This is a genomic window from Nocardia sp. NPDC058480, assembly GCF_042720495.1.
GTDB lineage: Bacteria > Actinomycetota > Actinomycetes > Mycobacteriales > Mycobacteriaceae > Nocardia.
Map to the genome: position 1 here is coordinate 42,459 of NZ_JBHXMN010000023.1, position 16,506 is coordinate 58,964.

At 65.9% G+C, this 16,506-nt stretch carries 16 protein-coding genes; 8 read left to right on the plus strand and 8 right to left on the minus strand.

Annotation, left to right across the window (positions count from 1 at the left end; genetic code table 11):
- Nucleotides 1-4: 4 nt before the first annotated feature.
- From ACFWO8_RS31565 to ACFWO8_RS31575, 3 genes are read right to left on the minus strand one after another with little or no spacing between them, the layout of a single operon-like run.
- Entirely contained in the window at nt 5-733 is a 729-nt protein-coding gene (locus ACFWO8_RS31565) for a MerR family transcriptional regulator (protein WP_378972859.1), read from the minus strand.
- Nucleotides 734-743: 10 nt separating this feature from the next.
- A complete protein-coding gene (locus ACFWO8_RS31570) occupies nt 744-1,646 on the minus strand; it encodes an alpha/beta fold hydrolase (RefSeq protein WP_378972862.1) in 903 nt (300 codons plus the stop codon).
- A 52-nt stretch (nt 1,647-1,698) separates the two neighbouring features.
- Entirely contained in the window at nt 1,699-3,108 is a 1,410-nt protein-coding gene (locus ACFWO8_RS31575; protein ID WP_378972867.1) for a PLP-dependent aminotransferase family protein, read from the minus strand.
- A gap of 79 nt (nt 3,109-3,187) precedes the next feature.
- On the opposite strand from ACFWO8_RS31575, the gene ACFWO8_RS31580 reads away from it, so the two are divergent.
- Nucleotides 3,188-3,526, plus strand: coding sequence for a cupin domain-containing protein (locus tag ACFWO8_RS31580; protein WP_378972869.1), 339 nt, complete (start codon nt 3,188-3,190; stop codon nt 3,524-3,526).
- Between the two features lie 44 nt (nt 3,527-3,570).
- Here ACFWO8_RS31580 and ACFWO8_RS31585 read toward each other — a convergent pair whose 3' ends face one another.
- The 4 genes from ACFWO8_RS31585 to ACFWO8_RS31600 form a co-directional block, all read right to left on the minus strand.
- A complete protein-coding gene (locus tag ACFWO8_RS31585) occupies nt 3,571-4,212 on the minus strand; it encodes a hypothetical protein (protein ID WP_378972873.1) in 642 nt (213 codons plus the stop codon).
- A 106-nt stretch (nt 4,213-4,318) separates the two neighbouring features.
- The gene (locus tag ACFWO8_RS31590; RefSeq protein WP_378972877.1) at nt 4,319-4,945 is read right to left on the minus strand and encodes an SgcJ/EcaC family oxidoreductase; all 627 of its coding nucleotides are present in this window, start codon (nt 4,943-4,945) and stop codon (nt 4,319-4,321) included.
- A 427-nt stretch (nt 4,946-5,372) separates the two neighbouring features.
- Complete coding sequence (locus ACFWO8_RS31595; protein ID WP_378972880.1) at nt 5,373-5,723, minus strand: Lsr2 family protein; 351 nt, start codon at nt 5,721-5,723, stop codon at nt 5,373-5,375.
- A 133-nt stretch (nt 5,724-5,856) separates the two neighbouring features.
- A complete protein-coding gene (locus ACFWO8_RS31600; RefSeq protein ID WP_378972887.1) occupies nt 5,857-6,705 on the minus strand; it encodes an SDR family NAD(P)-dependent oxidoreductase in 849 nt (282 codons plus the stop codon).
- 90 nt (nt 6,706-6,795) lie between these two features.
- Between ACFWO8_RS31600 and ACFWO8_RS31605 the strand changes: the two genes are divergently transcribed.
- The 7 genes from ACFWO8_RS31605 (at nt 6,796) to ACFWO8_RS31635 (ending at nt 14,839) form a co-directional block, all read left to right on the plus strand.
- A complete protein-coding gene (locus ACFWO8_RS31605) occupies nt 6,796-7,737 on the plus strand; it encodes an alpha/beta fold hydrolase (RefSeq protein ID WP_378973048.1) in 942 nt (313 codons plus the stop codon).
- Between the two features lie 119 nt (nt 7,738-7,856).
- Complete coding sequence (locus ACFWO8_RS31610; protein ID WP_378972891.1) at nt 7,857-10,052, plus strand: MMPL family transporter; 2,196 nt, start codon at nt 7,857-7,859, stop codon at nt 10,050-10,052.
- A 47-nt stretch (nt 10,053-10,099) separates the two neighbouring features.
- Nucleotides 10,100-10,561 (plus strand): VOC family protein, encoded by a 462-nt coding sequence (locus ACFWO8_RS31615; protein ID WP_378972896.1) that lies wholly within the window; start codon nt 10,100-10,102, stop codon nt 10,559-10,561.
- A 90-nt stretch (nt 10,562-10,651) separates the two neighbouring features.
- Entirely contained in the window at nt 10,652-11,482 is an 831-nt protein-coding gene (locus ACFWO8_RS31620; RefSeq protein ID WP_378972902.1) for an alpha/beta fold hydrolase, read from the plus strand.
- Between the two features lie 113 nt (nt 11,483-11,595).
- Complete coding sequence (locus tag ACFWO8_RS31625; protein WP_378972906.1) at nt 11,596-12,258, plus strand: hypothetical protein; 663 nt, start codon at nt 11,596-11,598, stop codon at nt 12,256-12,258.
- A gap of 50 nt (nt 12,259-12,308) precedes the next feature.
- The gene (locus ACFWO8_RS31630) at nt 12,309-12,974 is read left to right on the plus strand and encodes a GNAT family N-acetyltransferase (RefSeq protein WP_378972911.1); all 666 of its coding nucleotides are present in this window, start codon (nt 12,309-12,311) and stop codon (nt 12,972-12,974) included.
- Nucleotides 12,975-13,567: 593 nt separating this feature from the next.
- The gene (locus tag ACFWO8_RS31635; protein ID WP_378972914.1) at nt 13,568-14,839 is read left to right on the plus strand and encodes a PucR family transcriptional regulator; all 1,272 of its coding nucleotides are present in this window, start codon (nt 13,568-13,570) and stop codon (nt 14,837-14,839) included.
- Here the strand turns inward: ACFWO8_RS31635 and ACFWO8_RS31640 are convergent, their stop codons facing one another.
- A complete protein-coding gene (locus ACFWO8_RS31640; RefSeq protein ID WP_378972917.1) occupies nt 14,840-16,393 on the minus strand; it encodes an acyl-CoA carboxylase subunit beta in 1,554 nt (517 codons plus the stop codon).
- Nucleotides 16,394-16,506: the final 113 nt, after the last annotated feature.

The following is a 16,506-nucleotide window of genomic DNA, read 5'->3' on the forward strand; positions in this document are numbered from 1 at the left end:
GACCTCAGCCGTCCTGCTCGGTGGCGCGCTGTTCGGCGCGGTGGGTTAGGGCATCGACGATGCGCTGCCAGGCGGGGGAGGACTCGGAGATTCGGGCGGCTACTAGTTCGGTCGACTGGGTGGTGCTTCGCCTGTGCTGGATTTCCCAGCTGTCCAGGTCGTCGATGAGTCGGTCGAGGCGGGGATCGTGCGGGTCCCAGTCGACTGATTCGTCCACCGCCAGGTACAGGCGTGTGGTTTCGGAGTCGTCGAATTCGGCGTTCTTCTCGCGGACCCGTTCCGGGAGAGCGTCGGCGTCCAACGCTCGCAACAGGATCCAGGAGTCGCGCTCCAGGCGCACCCGATGTTCGCTGACGCCGAGACCGCGCATCCGGTCAAGGAGGACGACCACTTCGGTGGGAAGGAAAAGGCTTTCGCCGCTCGCCAGTGCGGCGATCCGGTGGCGGTACTCGGCGAGCTGATCGATCTTGCGCTGCAAATGCGCGTCGATATCGTCGATCGCCGCGGCGAATTCGGTCGGTTGCGCGTGGAGAAGCGCGTCGATCCTGGACAGCGGAACACCGGCGTCGGCGAGGGTCCTGATCCGGATGAGATCCACCGCCGCCTGCGCCGGATAGCGACGGTAGCCGGAGGCGTCGCGCTCGGGTTCGGGCAACAGCCCGACCTGGTGGTAGTGGCGCACGGTGCGCACGGTCACGCCGGCAGTCGCCGCGAGCTGGCCGATGGTGAGCACCGCGCCGATTCTAGGGGCCTGCCACCTGGTCGACGACATCGCGGATCGCCGCGACCACGGCATCGGGACGGTCGAAGCAGAGTCGGTGGTGCACGGTGTCGGTGATGATGCGCTGCTGCCCACGCGAAACCCCGTGCACCACGGCCGCATCCATTCGCCGCCTGCCGTCGTGGATCTCGGTCAGCGCCGCGGCGGACTGGCTGGGGTCGGCACCCAGCACACTGAGCGCCACCAGCGGAACATCAGGAAGGTTCGGCCCACCGCGCAGTTCGGCCGCCACGTCGGTCAATCCGTTGCGCTCGGCGAAGCCCGCACGGATCCATTCGGCACTCGACCTGGCATCGATCAAGGGCTGCCGCAGGTGCTCGGGGTAGTCCGCGAGCAAGTCGCCGCGCAGCTCACGAAGGGCGATGCGCATCTGTTCGACCTGTTCGAGATCAGGAGCGGGCGCCGCGGCCGCTGCCAGCCGCATCGCCTGCGGCATGAACTCGTCCCAATCGCGGTGCAAGCCGTCCAGCCAGACCAGTCCGGCCACGTCCTGCGGGTACAGCTGAGCGAACCGATGCGCGTAGAGGCAGCCGAGAGAGTGGGCCGCGAGCACATAGGGGGCGGGGATGTTCTCGGCGCGCAGCAGCTCGCGCAGTTCCGTGGCGACCGCCTCGGCGGTGCGCGGCAAGGGCACCGGATCGCTGTAGCCGGTGCCGGCGCGGTCGTACACGACGGCGGTACCGAACCGCGAAACCTGCTGCTGTACACCGAAGTAGTCGAGTCCGACCGCGCTCGCGCCAGGTAGGAACACCACGGCCGGTCCGCCGCTGCCCGACCGGTGCACGAAAATGCGCTTGCCGTCGATCTCGGCGAATCCGCCGACCGGCGGGGCGAGCCGGGTCGAGGATGAGTTGTCGTTCGTCATGCGACAAGGTTGCAACCCTGACGCAGCGTCAAGGTCAACCCGGCGGCGGACGTCACATCGCCAAAGGTGGTATCGCGACAGCGGGTCTGTTCGGTGGGCGGTAGGTGCGCCAGGCTTCGGCGAGACGGTCGACCGCGGCCGTGAGGGTTTCCAGCGGATGCAGGAAATGGATCCGCACGTAGCGTTCGCTGCCGCCGGTCGGATCCAGGCCGCCGCCCGCGAGGATCGAAACATGATGGCGCAGTGCGGCTTGGGTGAAGGAGGCGCCGTCGCCGTGTGGCAGCCGGATCCAGAGGGTCTGTCCGCCCTCGACCGGCGGCACGTCCCATGCGGGGATTCGGCGGGCGAGTTCGGCGCGCAGGTGGTCGTGGCGACGCTCGCGTTCGGTGGCTTGTGCGCGCAGCAAGCCGTCGAGGCGGGGGAGTAGCTCGGCCGCGGCCAGCTGGGCGGGCAGATTGCCGCCCAGGTCGTGCACCGCGCGAAGTCTGGCCAGCGTGGCGATGGCCGGGGGTGCCGCGCGGATCCAGCCGACTCGCAGTCCGCCCCACACGCTTTTGCTCAGCGAGCCGATGGTGATCACGGTGTCCGCGAACGCGGCCAATGGTCGCGGGATTTCGTGGCCGGGGAAGCCGACTTCGGCGAGTACCTCGTCGTCGATGAGCGCTATCCCCGCTGCTGCCGAGGTTTCCGCGAGTCTGCGCCGGGTGAGCGTGGACAGCACCGAGCCTGTCGGGTTGTGGAAGGTGGGGATCACGTAGGCGAGAGTCGGTCGCTGCTCGCGGATCGCCTCCGCGAAACCGTCCAGCCCGGGCGGCAATCCGGACACGACCGCAGCTTCCCCGCGAAAGGCTTCCAGCGCGCCGGGGTAGGTCGGAGCTTCCACGAGCACTCGATCGCCAGGCCGCAGGTGAGCCCGCGCGAGGAGCGAAAGCGCTTGTTGCCCACCGGTGGTGACGAGAATCTGCCCGGCCTCGGTGGGCAGACCGCGCCCTCGGTAGTGCTCGGCGACGGCCTCCCGAAGCGCTGGGTGGCCGGAGGGGTAGTAGCCGATGTCGTCGGTTGTCGCGGCCAATGCGGGCAGCATCGCGGCATAGGACTCGGCCAATTCGACCGGAGGCCGGTCCGGCGCCGCGCAAGCCAGCGAGATCACGTCGGATCGCGGTTCGAGCAGGTCGAGAAACATCGGCTCACTGGTGGTTTCCGGCGGATCGACCTGCGGTGTCCCCGCGACGCGTGTACCACTGCCCTGCCGTCGAACGATTCGCCCTTCGTCGTGGAGCAGGTCATAGGCCGCGACGACGGTGCTGCGTCCGACCGACAGCGCGACGGCCAGCTTGCGGTCCGGCGGCAGCGGTGCGCCCGGCGGGAGTTCGCCGTCGTCGATCAGCCCGCGCAACCCCGCCGCGAGCAGGGCATAGAGCGGCCCACGTCCCGCCGACCAGCGGCCGAGTCGATCTGTCACAGTGATTGGATCCATCACCAAACCAATTATGGCCGATTGGCGCTGGATCGTCGCCCCGAGCGGCCCGACGATGATCACCATGACAGCCTCGCGCGCCACCGGTTCCATATCGATCCCCGCGGCCATCGCCGCCCTGCCCGGCCCCTTTCAGCAACACGAGCTGGCAATGGTCAACGACACTGTCGTCCGCGTCGCCCAGCTGGCGGGCGAATTCCCCTGGCACCACCACGACGAAGACGAACTCTTCCTCTGCTGGGACGGCACCTTCGTCATCGAACTGGAAGACCGCGCCCCGGTAACCCTGCACCCGGGCGAATTGTTCGTGGTGCCCAAGGGAATTCGGCACCGCCCGGTCGCCGACACGGTCGCGCATGTGCTCTTGATCGAGCGACCGGAGACAGCGCAATACGGCAGCTGAACTCCGTTGCCGAACGGGGCAGGCTCGCGGTTGTGCCCGACAGCTCACTGTCCGGATTCGACGGGCACGGTGCGAAGTAGTTCAGCGACTTCCGCGGGCGTGGCAGACGGAAAGAGCTGCCGCACACCGATCATGGCCAGTAGCCGATCCTGATCGGCGCCCACCCCCATCCGCGATACCACGTCGTGCGCGGCGCGGTTGGCTTCCGCGATCTCGTCGGCTTTGCCGAGGCGTGCGAGATTCTCGCCCACGATCTTGTCGAGGTCGGTGGAACGCTTGTAGAACAACGCGGTGATCCCGACCGGCACCGCACCCATGATCGAGGTCGCGGCGGCGGCATCCCGATTGCCGAACGCCACCATCGACGCCGCGGCGAGTACCACCACGACTCCGCAGCAACCGCTGACCATGTACGCCCAGAAGAACGCCGTGCTCTGTGCCATCGCACTGCGCACCTGCCGAAGGTATTCCTCCGTTCGATGACGCGGCGGCTGGGTATGGTCGGTGTCCGGATCCACCGGTTCGGTCGGTGTCGAGACAACGGCGACGGCGTCCCCGGTCATGGTGCCTTCGATGGCCCGCTTGCTGATTCGGCGACTGAACGTCGCCGAGAACCACGCTGACACCGCGGCGATCACCGTCGGGATCAGCCCACCCACCCCGATCAAGGCCAAGACTTCGTTCACGATATTCCCCCGAATCAAGCGCTACACCCCTGCGAACGTCCCCGCGCACTCTAGCGCGAGTCGCGCTGCGCTTGCCTGTTGCCCACTCGCGCAAGGTGATTCGTGGTCATCGTTCGGCCGATGGCTTGGTTGCCGGGTCGAAGAGGAAAGAGATCCGCTCCATCCTCGGTTGGCGCTGGGTGTTGTGGAAGGCCGCGATCCGCCACTGGTCGTCGGGTTCGCGGACCAGAGTGTAGGTCTGGGTTTTGGACAGCTCGGCGGGCTTGTCGCCGTCGTACCGGTCGCCGCGGCTGGTGACGATGGCGACGTCGGCACCGTAGAAGCGGACGTCGAGGAAGGAGTCCGCGAGCTTGGAGCCTTTCAGGAAGCCGCTGAACAATGCGCGGTGCGCCTCGGTCAGATCCGCACGGCCCTGATAGTGGGTGCCGACAAACGTGGTGTAGGTGGCATTTTCGGTAAAGGTGGCACCGTAGGCATCGGCGTCGTTGCGGTCCCAGGCGGCGGTCATCGCGCTCAGCGTGGCGCACACCGCACGCAGATCGGCCTCGGTGCCGCCGGCGGGGACGATGCTCGTGCACTCGGCGACGCCGGTGTTGTGCACGTCGGAGGTGTAACCCAGCCATAGGTAGCCGGACGCTCCGGCAAGGCCGAGCACGAGCGTGGTGGCACCGAGCGCCCGCACGATGGTGCGCCGTCGGGACTTGGTGGGGCGGGTGGTGTCGATGGTGGTCATCGCGCGAGCCTCTCGATTGATTCTGCGTAGAAGATGTATCTGCGCGTAAGAAGAGACTATTGGCTCGACCGACCCCTTGTCAACGGCGGGTAGTCGCCGACCAACTGCTGTTGTGGAGCAAGGACGTCGACCGATTCGTCGTGTAACCCGCCCTATTCGTGCAGACGGGCACGATGAAAGAGGCTGCGCTGGCGGTCTACTGGCTCGCGCAAGGGTTCGCGATCAACGTCGTCGGCTTCGACGGCAAGTTCAATACCTTCAACACCTAGGGCGAGGGCAAAATGGTGCTCGACAGTCTGCGTGCCATGAAGAACTCGGCGTTGTCGCGGGAATTCCCCCGATCAAGCCGATATTCTGCTGCCCGACCAGACGAAAACAGCACGGCGCGCGGAGGGAATGCGCGCCGTGCTGTTGCCGAACTGCTGCTTTACGCAGATGCCTGTTCATAGGCCGAGATGACATCCGCTGAGATCCTGCCGCGGCTGGACACTGTGTGCCCGTTCTGCGAAGCCCACGCCCGGATCTCGGTCAGATCGTTGCGGCGGGTGGATTCGGCCGCCGGTGCCGAGCCGAGACGGCGTGCGGCGCCCGCCTTCGCCCGGCCGGTGCGACGCGCGTACGGAACCCACTGCTCGAATACCTCACGCAGTTCTGCCGCGTTGGCATCGGACAGGTCGATTTCGTAGGCCGCCCCATCGATTCCGAATGTGACAGTCGCATCGGCAGCGGACGTGCCATCGAAATCATCGACAAGTGTGACAACGACTTTGCGCGCCATGGGAGTCCTGTTCGTTCGGGTGCCGAGAATTACCGTCGCTGATCTTAGTTGACCGTGGCACGGGTTATTCGCCCGGCATCAGTCGCGATCAACTCGCGCGGCGTTGTGGCTCTCATCGCGATAGCGGGTGTATTCAGTCCGCGCGGGGGATGCGTCCATCGACGTCGGTGAACCCGTAATCCTCGGCGAGGTCGGCGACTTTCCATGACTTCCCGGTGCGCGTCGACCGGCCGGGGTCGGCGGCCAGGGCCACCACCGCGCGCCCGGGGAAGCGGGGCGTCTCAGCGGTATCGAGGTCGAAGGTGCCTTCGCCGGGCAGGGTGACCCGCCGGTGGCCGTGTTCGTCTGCGGGAACCAGTTGCAGCAGTTCGGTATCCACGATCCCGGGCCAGATCGAGACCGCGGTCGCGCCGGTGCCGCTCAGGTCGTGGGCGAGGTCGGCGGTGAGCCGATCCAGTGCGGTCTTGCCGACGCCGTAGACGGCATTGTGCATATACCGCCGAGCGCCGGGGGAGGAGACGTTGACGATGAGCCCTGCCGACTCGATCAGCAGCGGGGCCGCGAAAACGCTTGCCACATAATGTGATCGCACGCCGATGTCGAAGGTCTCGTCCCAAGCCTTGGGTGGCACATCCCAGAACTTGCGGCCCAGCCAGCGGGCGGCGGCGGGGGAGTTGTAGACGTTGTTGACCAGCACGTCGAGGCGGCCCTGCTCCTCGCGGATCCGGGCGAAGAGTTTCTCGACCGCGTCGTCGTCGCGGTGGTCGCAGACTGCCGCGACGCCGTGCCCGCCGAGTTCGGTCACCATCGCGGCGGTGTCTTGCACGGTGCCGGGTAGCTTCCCGGGCTCGGTGGTGCGTCCGGTGACGTACACGGTCGCTCCGGCCGCGCCCAGTTCCAGGGCGATGCCTTTGCCGATGCCGCGACTGGCCCCGGTGACGACCGCGACGCGCCCGGTCAGAATCTTGGGTGTTCCGCTCATGACCTCCGGACACTACCGTCAAATCAGAACACGTTCTAGAAATTGGAGGCGGTAGTGGAGCAGAGATTCCTCGACACGGGCGGGATCAGGATGCATGTCACCGAGCAGGGGCAGGGTTACCCGGTCGTGTTCTGTCACGGCTTTCCGCACACCGGGTTCATCTGGCACCGGCAGGTCGAAGCCGTCGCCGAGGCGGGATTCCGGGCCATCGCGCCCGACCTCCGCGGTTACGGCCGAACGGAGGCGCCCGCCGATGTCGCCGCCTACACCAACGAGGCGGTGATCGGTGACCTCCTCAGCCTGCTCGACGACATCGGCGCCGAGAAAGCCGTGTTCGTCGGCCTCGATTTCGGTGCCCAACTGGTGTGGGAGCTGTCGCTGCGCGCTCCCGAACGCGTCGAAGCCCTCGTGGTGCTGAACAATCCGTACTCGCCGCGTCCGCCCCGCGCGCCCTCGGCCTTCTGGACCAAGGCCGCCCAACGCCACTTCCTGCACCTGTCCTACTTCCAGGAGCCCGGCGTTGCCGACGTCGAACTCGCCGCGCGACCGAGGGAATTCCTGTCCCGCGTCTATTTCTCGCTCTCCGGCGACTACCACTATCTCGACACTTGGAAGAATCCGCCAGGACTCGGTTACCTGGATGTGCTGCCGCAGGCGCCCGCACTGCCGTGGACATGGCTCAGCGAGAATGAATTCGACACCATCGCGACAGAATTCGAACGGACCGGCTTCACCGGTGGCCTGAACTGGTACCGCAACCTGGACCGCAACTGGGAACTCGCCGAGTCGTTCGCCGACGCGAAGATCGAGGTCCCGACCTACTTCCTCTACGGCGAGAACGACCCCGACATGGAGGGCTTCAGTGGCCGCGACCCGCTTGCCACGCTCCGTGCGAACGTCACGGATCTGCGCGCGGTAGTGGAACTTCCGGGCGCGGGCCATCTGGTCCATCTCGAACGAACCGACGCGGTCAACAACTTCCTGATCGCCGCATTGCAGGAGATCGGCGTCGATCAGCGCGCGCGGTCCTAGATCAGGGCCCGTCTCGCGAAGTGGCGGTACTTTAGGTGGGAGGCACATCAGGCGGACCACGTGAAAGGATGCGGCCTCTTGAACATTGCACTCGGAGTCGACGAACGGGCGGCGAGCTAGTGTTCACGCGCTGGGGCGATCTGGTCTATCGATTCCGGTTCGCCGTGCTCGGCGTCGTGGTGGCCGCACTGCTCGCGCTCGGCGGGTATGGGCTCGGGCTGCACGATGAGCTGAGTTCCGGCGGCATGGACGATCCCGGCTCGGAATCCGCGCTGGCGGGGCGCTTGGCGGACAGTGCGTTCGGTCGCAACCATGACCTCGACGTGGTCGTGCTCTACACGGCGCCGCCCGGCAAGACTGTCGACGATCCCGAGTTCAGTCGCCAGATCGTCGACAACCTCAACAGCCTGCCGCGTGCGTATTCCGGCGCGATAGCCGGCGTCAACGGGGCCTACTGGCCGACGGAAACGGGCCGGGCGAGTGGTTCGCTGTTCGCCACATCGGACCGCACCCGCGCTGTCGCCGCCGTTGCCATCGTTGGTGACAACGACACCGAGATGCTGCGCAACACCAGGAAGGTGAAGGACGCCTTCGCGATTCCCGGTATCGATGTGCAGGTCGGCGGGCTGCAATCGGTAGCGGGAACACTCAACGACACCCTGTCCGACGACATCCGACGGATGGAGGTTCTCGCATTCCCGGTGGTGGCGCTGCTGCTGTTCTTCATCTTCGGCGGTGTGGTCGCCGCTGCGCTGCCGTTGATCGTCGGCGGGCTGACGATGCTGGGCGCGAGCGGGATCGTGCGTACCTTCACCTACGTCACCGAGGTGAATGCCTTTGTCGCGCCGGTTGTTTCGATGATCGGTGCCGGATTGGCCATCGACTACGGGCTGTTCATCGTGAGTCGCTTCCGGGAAGAACTCGCCGAGGGCCACGACACCGCGGCGGCGGTGCGGCGCACGATGGCGACGGCGGGACGCACCGTGGTGTTCTCCGCGACGATGATCATCGCCAGCGCGGGCGGCATGCTCCTGTTCCCGCAGGGGTTCCTGAAATCCATCGCCTACGGCGCCATCGCGACCGTGTCGCTGGCCGCGCTCACTGCGATCACGTTGCTGCCCGCGATGCTCGCGATTCTCGGTGCGCGCGTGGATATGTGGGGAAGCAGGCGGCTCAGGAGAACGAAGTCCGCGGACGAAGTGGAGAACGGATTCTGGGGCCGCAGCACCCAGTGGGTGATGAAGCATCCGGTGAAGGTCGCGGGCGTGCTGGGCGTGATCCTGGTGTTGTTGATTCTGCCGGCTCGAAATCTCGCGTTCGGCGGCTTCAGTGAACGGTATCTGCCGCCGGACAACAGCACTCGCGTCGCGCAGGAGCAGATCGACGCGACCTTCCCCGGCCGTCGCTCCGATCCGATCGACCTGATCTTCGTCTCCGGCGACAGCGTCGCGATCGGCGCTGCCCTGAAACTGGCCAACCGAGCACCCGGACTGGCGGCGACGTTCGAACTGCCGTCGCGGTCGCCGGTGCAGTCGGACGTATACCGCACCAAAACGACACTCGCGGACTCCGATTCCGCCGATGCCACCATCGACTACCTGCGCGGCATCGAACTTCCCGACGGCGTGCGGATGCTCGTCGGCGGTGTCCCCGCCATCCAGAAGGACTCGCTCGACGCGCTGCTCGAGCGCATGCCGTGGATGATCGCCCTCGTCCTGCTCGTCACCACGCTGCTGATGTTCCTGACCTTCGGTTCACTGATCCTGCCGATCAAGGCCGCCCTCATGAGCGCTCTCGGCCTCGGCTCGACGCTGGGCATCCTCACCTGGATCTTCATCGACGGTCACGGCGCGAGCCTGCTGAACTTCACCCCGCAACCCATCCAGGCCAACATGCTGGTGATGATCATCGCGATCATCTACGGCTTGTCCACCGACTACGAGGTCTTCCTGCTCTCGCGCATGGTCGAAGCGCGGGCCCGGGGTGCGACCACCACCGAGGCGGTCCGGATCGGCACCGCGCACACCGGCCGCATCATCACCGCGGCGGCGCTGATCTTGCTCGTGGTCACCGGCGCCTTCGCCTTCTCGGACCTGGTCCTGATGCAATACGTCGCCTACGGCATGATCGCCGCCCTCATCATCGACGCCACCGTCCTGCGCATGCTGCTCGTCCCCGCGACGATGAAACTCCTCGGCGACGACTGCTGGTGGGCCCCGGCCTGGATGAAGACCGTCCACGCCAGATTCGGCCTGGGCGAATCACCGGCCCCGGCAACCACAGCGGCAGATTGTCGGACCCCTGGCCTACGGTGACGGAAAGGTCTGCCACGCCATGTTCAGTTGCCATGAACGGAGTAATGATGAGCCGCCATATTCAGATCACCTTCGACGCGCACGACCCGGCCGCGCTGTCGACCTTCTGGCGTGATGCGCTGGGATATGTGCATCCGGGCCCGCCAGGAGTCGAGGTGCCCGCCGGGGTCGACCCGCTTGTTGTGTGGGATCAGTTTCTCGCGCGGATCGGTGTGCCGGCGGAGGAGCGGAATACGAAGTCGGCGATCGAGGATCCGGAGGGGCATGGCCCGCGGGTGTTCTTCCAGCAGGTGCCAGAGGGCAAGGTCGCCAAGAATCGGGTTCATCTCGATGTCCGGGCGGCGCCCGGGTTGCAGGGAGACGGGCGGATGGCGGCGTTGGAGGCGGAGTGCGCGCGGCTGGTCGCGTTGGGTGGCAAGCGGGTCGAGCGCTTCGAGCCCGAGCCGCCGATGAGTGCCGGATGGATCGTGATGACCGATCCCGAGGGCAACGAGTTCTGCCTGGATTGAAGTTTCGCCGTGTGAGCGAGAGTGTCGGCGTTACCGTGGATTGACCACGACGACGTGGTCACGTGGCTGCCACTGGAAGGAAGCCCCGGGATGCGGCATTTCGACTTTCGCGGAACCTCGATCGCCTATGACGAGGCGGGTGCGGGGCCGCCGATCGTTTTCCTGCACAACCTCGGCGGTGACCGTCACATCTGGCGAGCGCAATTCGACGCACTGCAGCAGACCCATCGGGTCTTCGCGATCGATCTCATCGGATATGGCGACTCCGACGCCCCCGACGACGGGTACACGGTCGAGAACTATCTGGCCATGGTCACCGCGTTCTTCGAGGAGCGGGATCTGCGCGATGTGACGCTGGTCGGCCACTGTTTCGGCAGCGCGCTGTCACTGCTGTACACCCAGCGTCATCCCGGCCGGGTGCGATCGCTGGTGATCAGTAGCCCGCTCACGCCGGCCACCTTGCGGCCGACCCGAACCGCATGGGCGGCCCGGCTCGGCCGGCGACTACACATCGACTCGCTGCTCGCGCGGGTCCGCATTCCCGGCCCGGTGGCCGGGCTGATCGTGGCAGAACAGCTCGGTTCCGAGGACGCGCCCGGGGAGATCGTGGCGCATTTGCGCAAGAGCTGGACCGAACCCCGTCGGCTGATGGTCACTGCCGCGATCTCCCGCGAGATTCCGCTCCTCGGTGAGCTGGACAACTTCGTGCCGCCCGCGGACTTTCCCCCGATTACCACGGTCTGGGGCAGCCGCAATCGCGTGTTGAGCGCGCAAGCCGGTGCCGCGCTGAACCGCACGTTGAAACCGTCGCGGGCGATCGTCGTCGACGGCGCGGGTCACCTGGTGATGGTCGAGGCGCCCGATCAGGTCACCGCAGCGGTGCTCGCCGCGACGACGGGCACGCGGGTCGTCGATTCCTAGTCCGCACGAACCGCCGGTCGAGCGTGGTTCCCGCCCATCGCGACATGCGGCCACAGCGGGCGCTGTTCATCGGTGAACCGAACTTGTCGGTGCGCCCCTTTAGTCTGGCTCACATGGACGGACCGGACTCTGCGCTACGCCGCCTGACACGCGAGGCGGGAAAGTTGTTGCGGCCATATGGCTTTCACGGAACGGAAGCTTCCTGGACGCAGGTCACCGCCGGCGGTACGGCATCGATCCGCCGCACCCGCACCCAGCGGACCTGGACAGACGGTCAGCAGGCGATCGGATTCGGCCTGGAACTGCGCGTGACGCCGATGGCCTGGTGGGAATTCTGCAACTGGCGCGATACCGGGCGAGGTCTCCCACCGGCCGCGCTCGAACAAGCAACCGGGCCCGCATTGATCGATGAGCGGGGGATGGGCAAGGAGTTGACCGAGCTGTGGTCGCTGCGGGTCGATCCGGCCCATCGGGGACGCCCCGCACTACAGGCCGATGTCGATGCCGTTCGTGCCGACCTGCCGGTGCGCGTCCACGCCTACGCGCGCCGGGCGCTGCGCCTGCTCGAACCGGACGCCTACCTGAACGAACTGCTGGCGGACCCGAATCCACCACCTGCCGCCATGGAGGCGATCATCGTTCTGCTCGCCGAACACGGCCCGGGGCCACGACTCGATGATGCGCTGACCCAGTTCCGATTATCGGCCGCTGATCCGGACGAGTCAGGCGCCGAGAACGTCATCGCCTACTTGCGCGGCCGGGCAGTTCCGGTCTGACTGTCCTGCTCGAGCAGCCGTACGGACAACCCGCCATTATCATTTCGACCGTGGGAGATGCGGTACAGGAACATGCTCGGCGGATTCGCCCCGGCAACAGGAAAGACTTCGGCGTCGCCGCCGAATTGTTGGCGGCATCCTTGGCGGAGGACCCGGCGACGCTGTGGCTGCACCCCAAGGAATCCAGCCGCAGGACCCGGCTCGCCCGGTCGTTTCGAGCGTCGCTCGACGATTCACGCGATTGCAGCGACGGAGTGGACCTCGCACTCGACAGCAGCGGCGCGATCGTCGGCGTGGCGGTATGGCTGGCCACCTTTCACATCCTGCCCCGAGCGACGGTAGGTCGACAGCTGAAAGCCTGGCACACCTACGGTTCGCATGCCGCCCGCGCGCGGACGGGCGCACGCGCGACCTACGCGGCAGGCGTGCAGGAACAGCATTGGCACCTGCTGGCGGTCGGGGTCTCCGCGGCGGCACGCGGACGCGGGCATGGCCGGGACCTGATCGCGGCGGGAATGTATCGAGCGGCCGCCGACGCCGTTCCCGTGCACCTGGAAACAACGAACCCGAACAACCTCTCCTACTACGAACGCCTCGGATTCGACACGACCGCGGTGATCGACCTGCCCGGCGGCGGCCCGCGCAGATGGCTCATGCGCCAAGTCCCGCAATCGATCCCGAATCCTGCCCGCGGTAGAAGGCCACGCGATACCTGAAGGCGCCACGAAACGCGAGTAGTTCGCGGTGGAAATTCTTGTGGGAATCCATGACAATTCCGCGGATACGGAATAAGAACGTCAAAAACTGTGTGCGGTGATAGCGATCAGTGCGGTGTTCGTGATCTGATCGAGATGTCCCGAAGCTGGGATGTTTCACACAGTACAAATGAGGATGACCGTATGAACTCCAGAATTTCCCGTCCGCTCGCCGTCGCCGCCATCGTATTGTCCGCCGGTGCGATCGGCGCCGGTACCGCCACGGCAGCAGCTCCTGCGCCCGTCTCGGGTTCGGTGGAAGTGTGTCTCCCCCTTCCGCTCCCCGTACTCGAGGTCAGCTTGTGCCTGTAACCGGCTAACACGGATACATGCGGCGGTGGCGACCGGTCGACGGAGTGAAGATGTGCGCGGCTCCGGTTCGGCAACCGCCACCGCCGCACCGTGGTGGACCCGCAGGCCGCGGGTGTACTTGTCGGAAAGCATCATTGATCCGGCCTTCTCTTACTCTTTGTCACAAGCGAAGGTTGGACGGGGGATTGTTGTTCACGGTAGTTTGGGGGCTTGCCCAGTGATCTGGGTGGGAAGGATTCATCATGGCTGGCGCAACTTCCATCGAACCGTTTCTGACCGTTTCGGGGCGGCCGGTATCGAACCCCTTGAAGGATGTGCGGACGATATCCCGCCAGATGGTGGTGCATTTCATCGAGAACGTCGTCCCGTGTGGCACGCTGCCCGGCGAAGCGCTCGACGGAGACGTCACCACGGTGACTCGCGTCTGTCTGGAACTGACCAGAAGCATGCTCGACGGCCGCGATATCCCGGGGCGCGTGGAGCGGGTGCAGGCCGCCGCCGCCGACTGGGCGCGCGAGGGAATCCCGATCGACACCATTCACGACGCCGTGCACGAGGGCTTCAAACTCGGCTTCGATCTCGTCATCACCAATGTCACCAACCACGATTACGACACCGTCGTCGGGGTGGCCCGGCGGCTGATGGACGCGCAGAACATGATCACCTCGGCGGTCTCGGTGGCCTACGTTCGTGAACTGCGGTCGGTGGACAGTGAGCACCACACGGCGGTGCACACCCTGACCTCGGCATTGCTCGGCGGCCAGAACACCTCGACGATGGCACGGGAGTGCGGCATCGAAGTCGCCGACCGCTATCACGTGGTAGCCCTCGAACTTCCGCCGCACGCAGAGGAATTCGACCCGTCCCTCGACGCGAAAGTCGTCGCTCGACGAAAATTGCGGCGTGTTCAGGCCGAACTGGCCGACCGGTGCGACGGGAAGGTGCTGTCGCTGTTGAGCGTGGACGGCGGCACCTTGCTGCTACCGACCCCGGAATTCACCGAAGCCGACCTGGACGAGTTGATCGTCGGCTTGTCCGCCGCGGCACAGGTGCCGGTGCGTGCGGTGGCGACATCGGCGACGCCGACCGAAATTCCGCGTGCCGCCGAGCAAGTCCACGAACTCGTCGAAATCGCGCATCGGTTCGGTGGTCCGAGCAAGGTCTATCGCCCGCATGAATTGGCATTCGAATATCAGCTCACCCGGCCGGGCCCGGCGCGCGATTATCTGAGCTCCATCGTCGATTCTCTCGAAGCGCACCCGGAGCTGTTGCGAACGCTCGAGGTGTATATGTCCACGAATATGCAGCGTTCGCGGACCGCGCGCACCATGTTCATCCACACGAATACCGTCGACTACCGATTGAAACGGATCGGCCAGATGACCGGGTTCGACCTCAACGATGTTTCCGGTCTGTGCCATCTGCGTGCCGCTCTGTTGATCCGGGCCCATCGTGGATCCGGATCAACAGAGCTCTATCGAGGTCCTAGCGAAACCAGCTCTCGCGCAGGGTGATCACATCGGGTACACCGAGTGCTTGCGCGGGTTGAATTCCGGCGTGACCGGTGGCTTGTCGCGCAGCAGGCGCAGCGCGTGCCGGATCTCGAGGCGGGTGCGTGAGGGTTCGATGACCGCGTCGATGTAGCCGCGTTCGGCGGCGATCCACGGGGTGGCGATGGTTTCGTTGTACTGGTTGATCATGAAGTCCCGCGCCGCGGCGCGGTGTTCCTCGGGGATGGCGGCCAATTGGCGTTTGCCGGCGAGGTCGACCGCGCTTTCGGCGCCGATCACCGCGATCCGGGCGGTCGGCCAGGCGAAGCTGACGTCGGCACCGACCTGACGGCATCCCATCATGCCGTAGGCGCCGCCGTAGGACTTGCGCACCACGAGGTTGATGATCGGCACCGTCGCCTCGATGATGGCGCGCGGAACCCGGCCACCACGGATGATCACGCCCGCGTCCTCCTGGTCGAGGCCGGGCAGCACACCGGGGGTGTCGGCGACGAAGATCAGCGGGATGTTGAAGGCGTCGCAGAGCCGGATGAAATAGGTCGACTTGTCGGAGCACGCGGCGTCGATGGAACCGCCGAGCACCAGCGGCTGGTTGGCGATCACACCGACCGGATAGCCGTCGACCCTGGCGAATCCGGTGATCAGGTTCGGGGCGAAAGCGGCTCGGATCTCATGGAATTCACCGTCGTCGAACAGCCGGATCAGGATGTCGTGCATGTCGTAGCCCGCGCGATCGGAATCCGGGATGATCGTGTCGAGTTCCAGGTCGTAGGCGGTGATGTCGGGTTCCAGGCCGGGATTGACGACCGGCGGCTGTTCCAGACAGCTCGACGGCATGTAGCTGAGGTAGTTGCGGGCCCAGTCGAAGGCGTCCTGCTCGGTCTCGGCGACATGATGCAGGGTGCCGCGTTTGGCCTGCACTTCGGCGCCACCGAGCGCCTCGGCGCTGACGTCCTCACCGTTGACGGCCTTGATCACGTCGGGTCCGGTGACGAACATGTACGAATCCTTGGTGCCGATGAGTACATCGGTATTGATCGGCCCGTACACCGAACCGGCGGCGCACTTGCCGAGAATGATCGACACCTGCGGCACGTACCCGGACAGCTTCTCCAGCACCCGGGTCATATCGCCGAACGAGGCGATCGAACCGACCGCGTCCTGCACGCGCGCGCCGCCGGAGTCGTTGATCGTCACCACCGGGCACGCATTGTCGAACGCGAGTTTCAACGCCCGCATGAACTTTCGCGCCGCGGCGACACCGACCGACCCGCCGTACACGGTCTGATCATGCGCGATCACCACCACTGTGCGGCCACCGATCAATCCGCGCCCGGTGACCAACCCGTCGCCGTAGAGGGCATCGGGCTGGTCGGGCTGACGCACCAATGCCCCGATCTCGATGAATGTTGCGGGATCGAGCAGCATGTTCATCCGCTCGCGAACGCTCGGAATGCCCTTCTTCGCCCGCTTGGCGAGGGCGGCCTCACCTGCTGGTTCCGCGGCGATCGCCAGAATCTCGGCCAGCCCATCGAGCTTCGCCTGGGTAGTTACCACGCTTACTGCCACCTTCCAACCAACACGAGTGCTGTGCGCGACGGTAGCCGAATCACGGTGTGCCAGCGCGAGATGCGGGGGAGGCGGGAGAGGTCACAAAGTCTGGGTCAGCT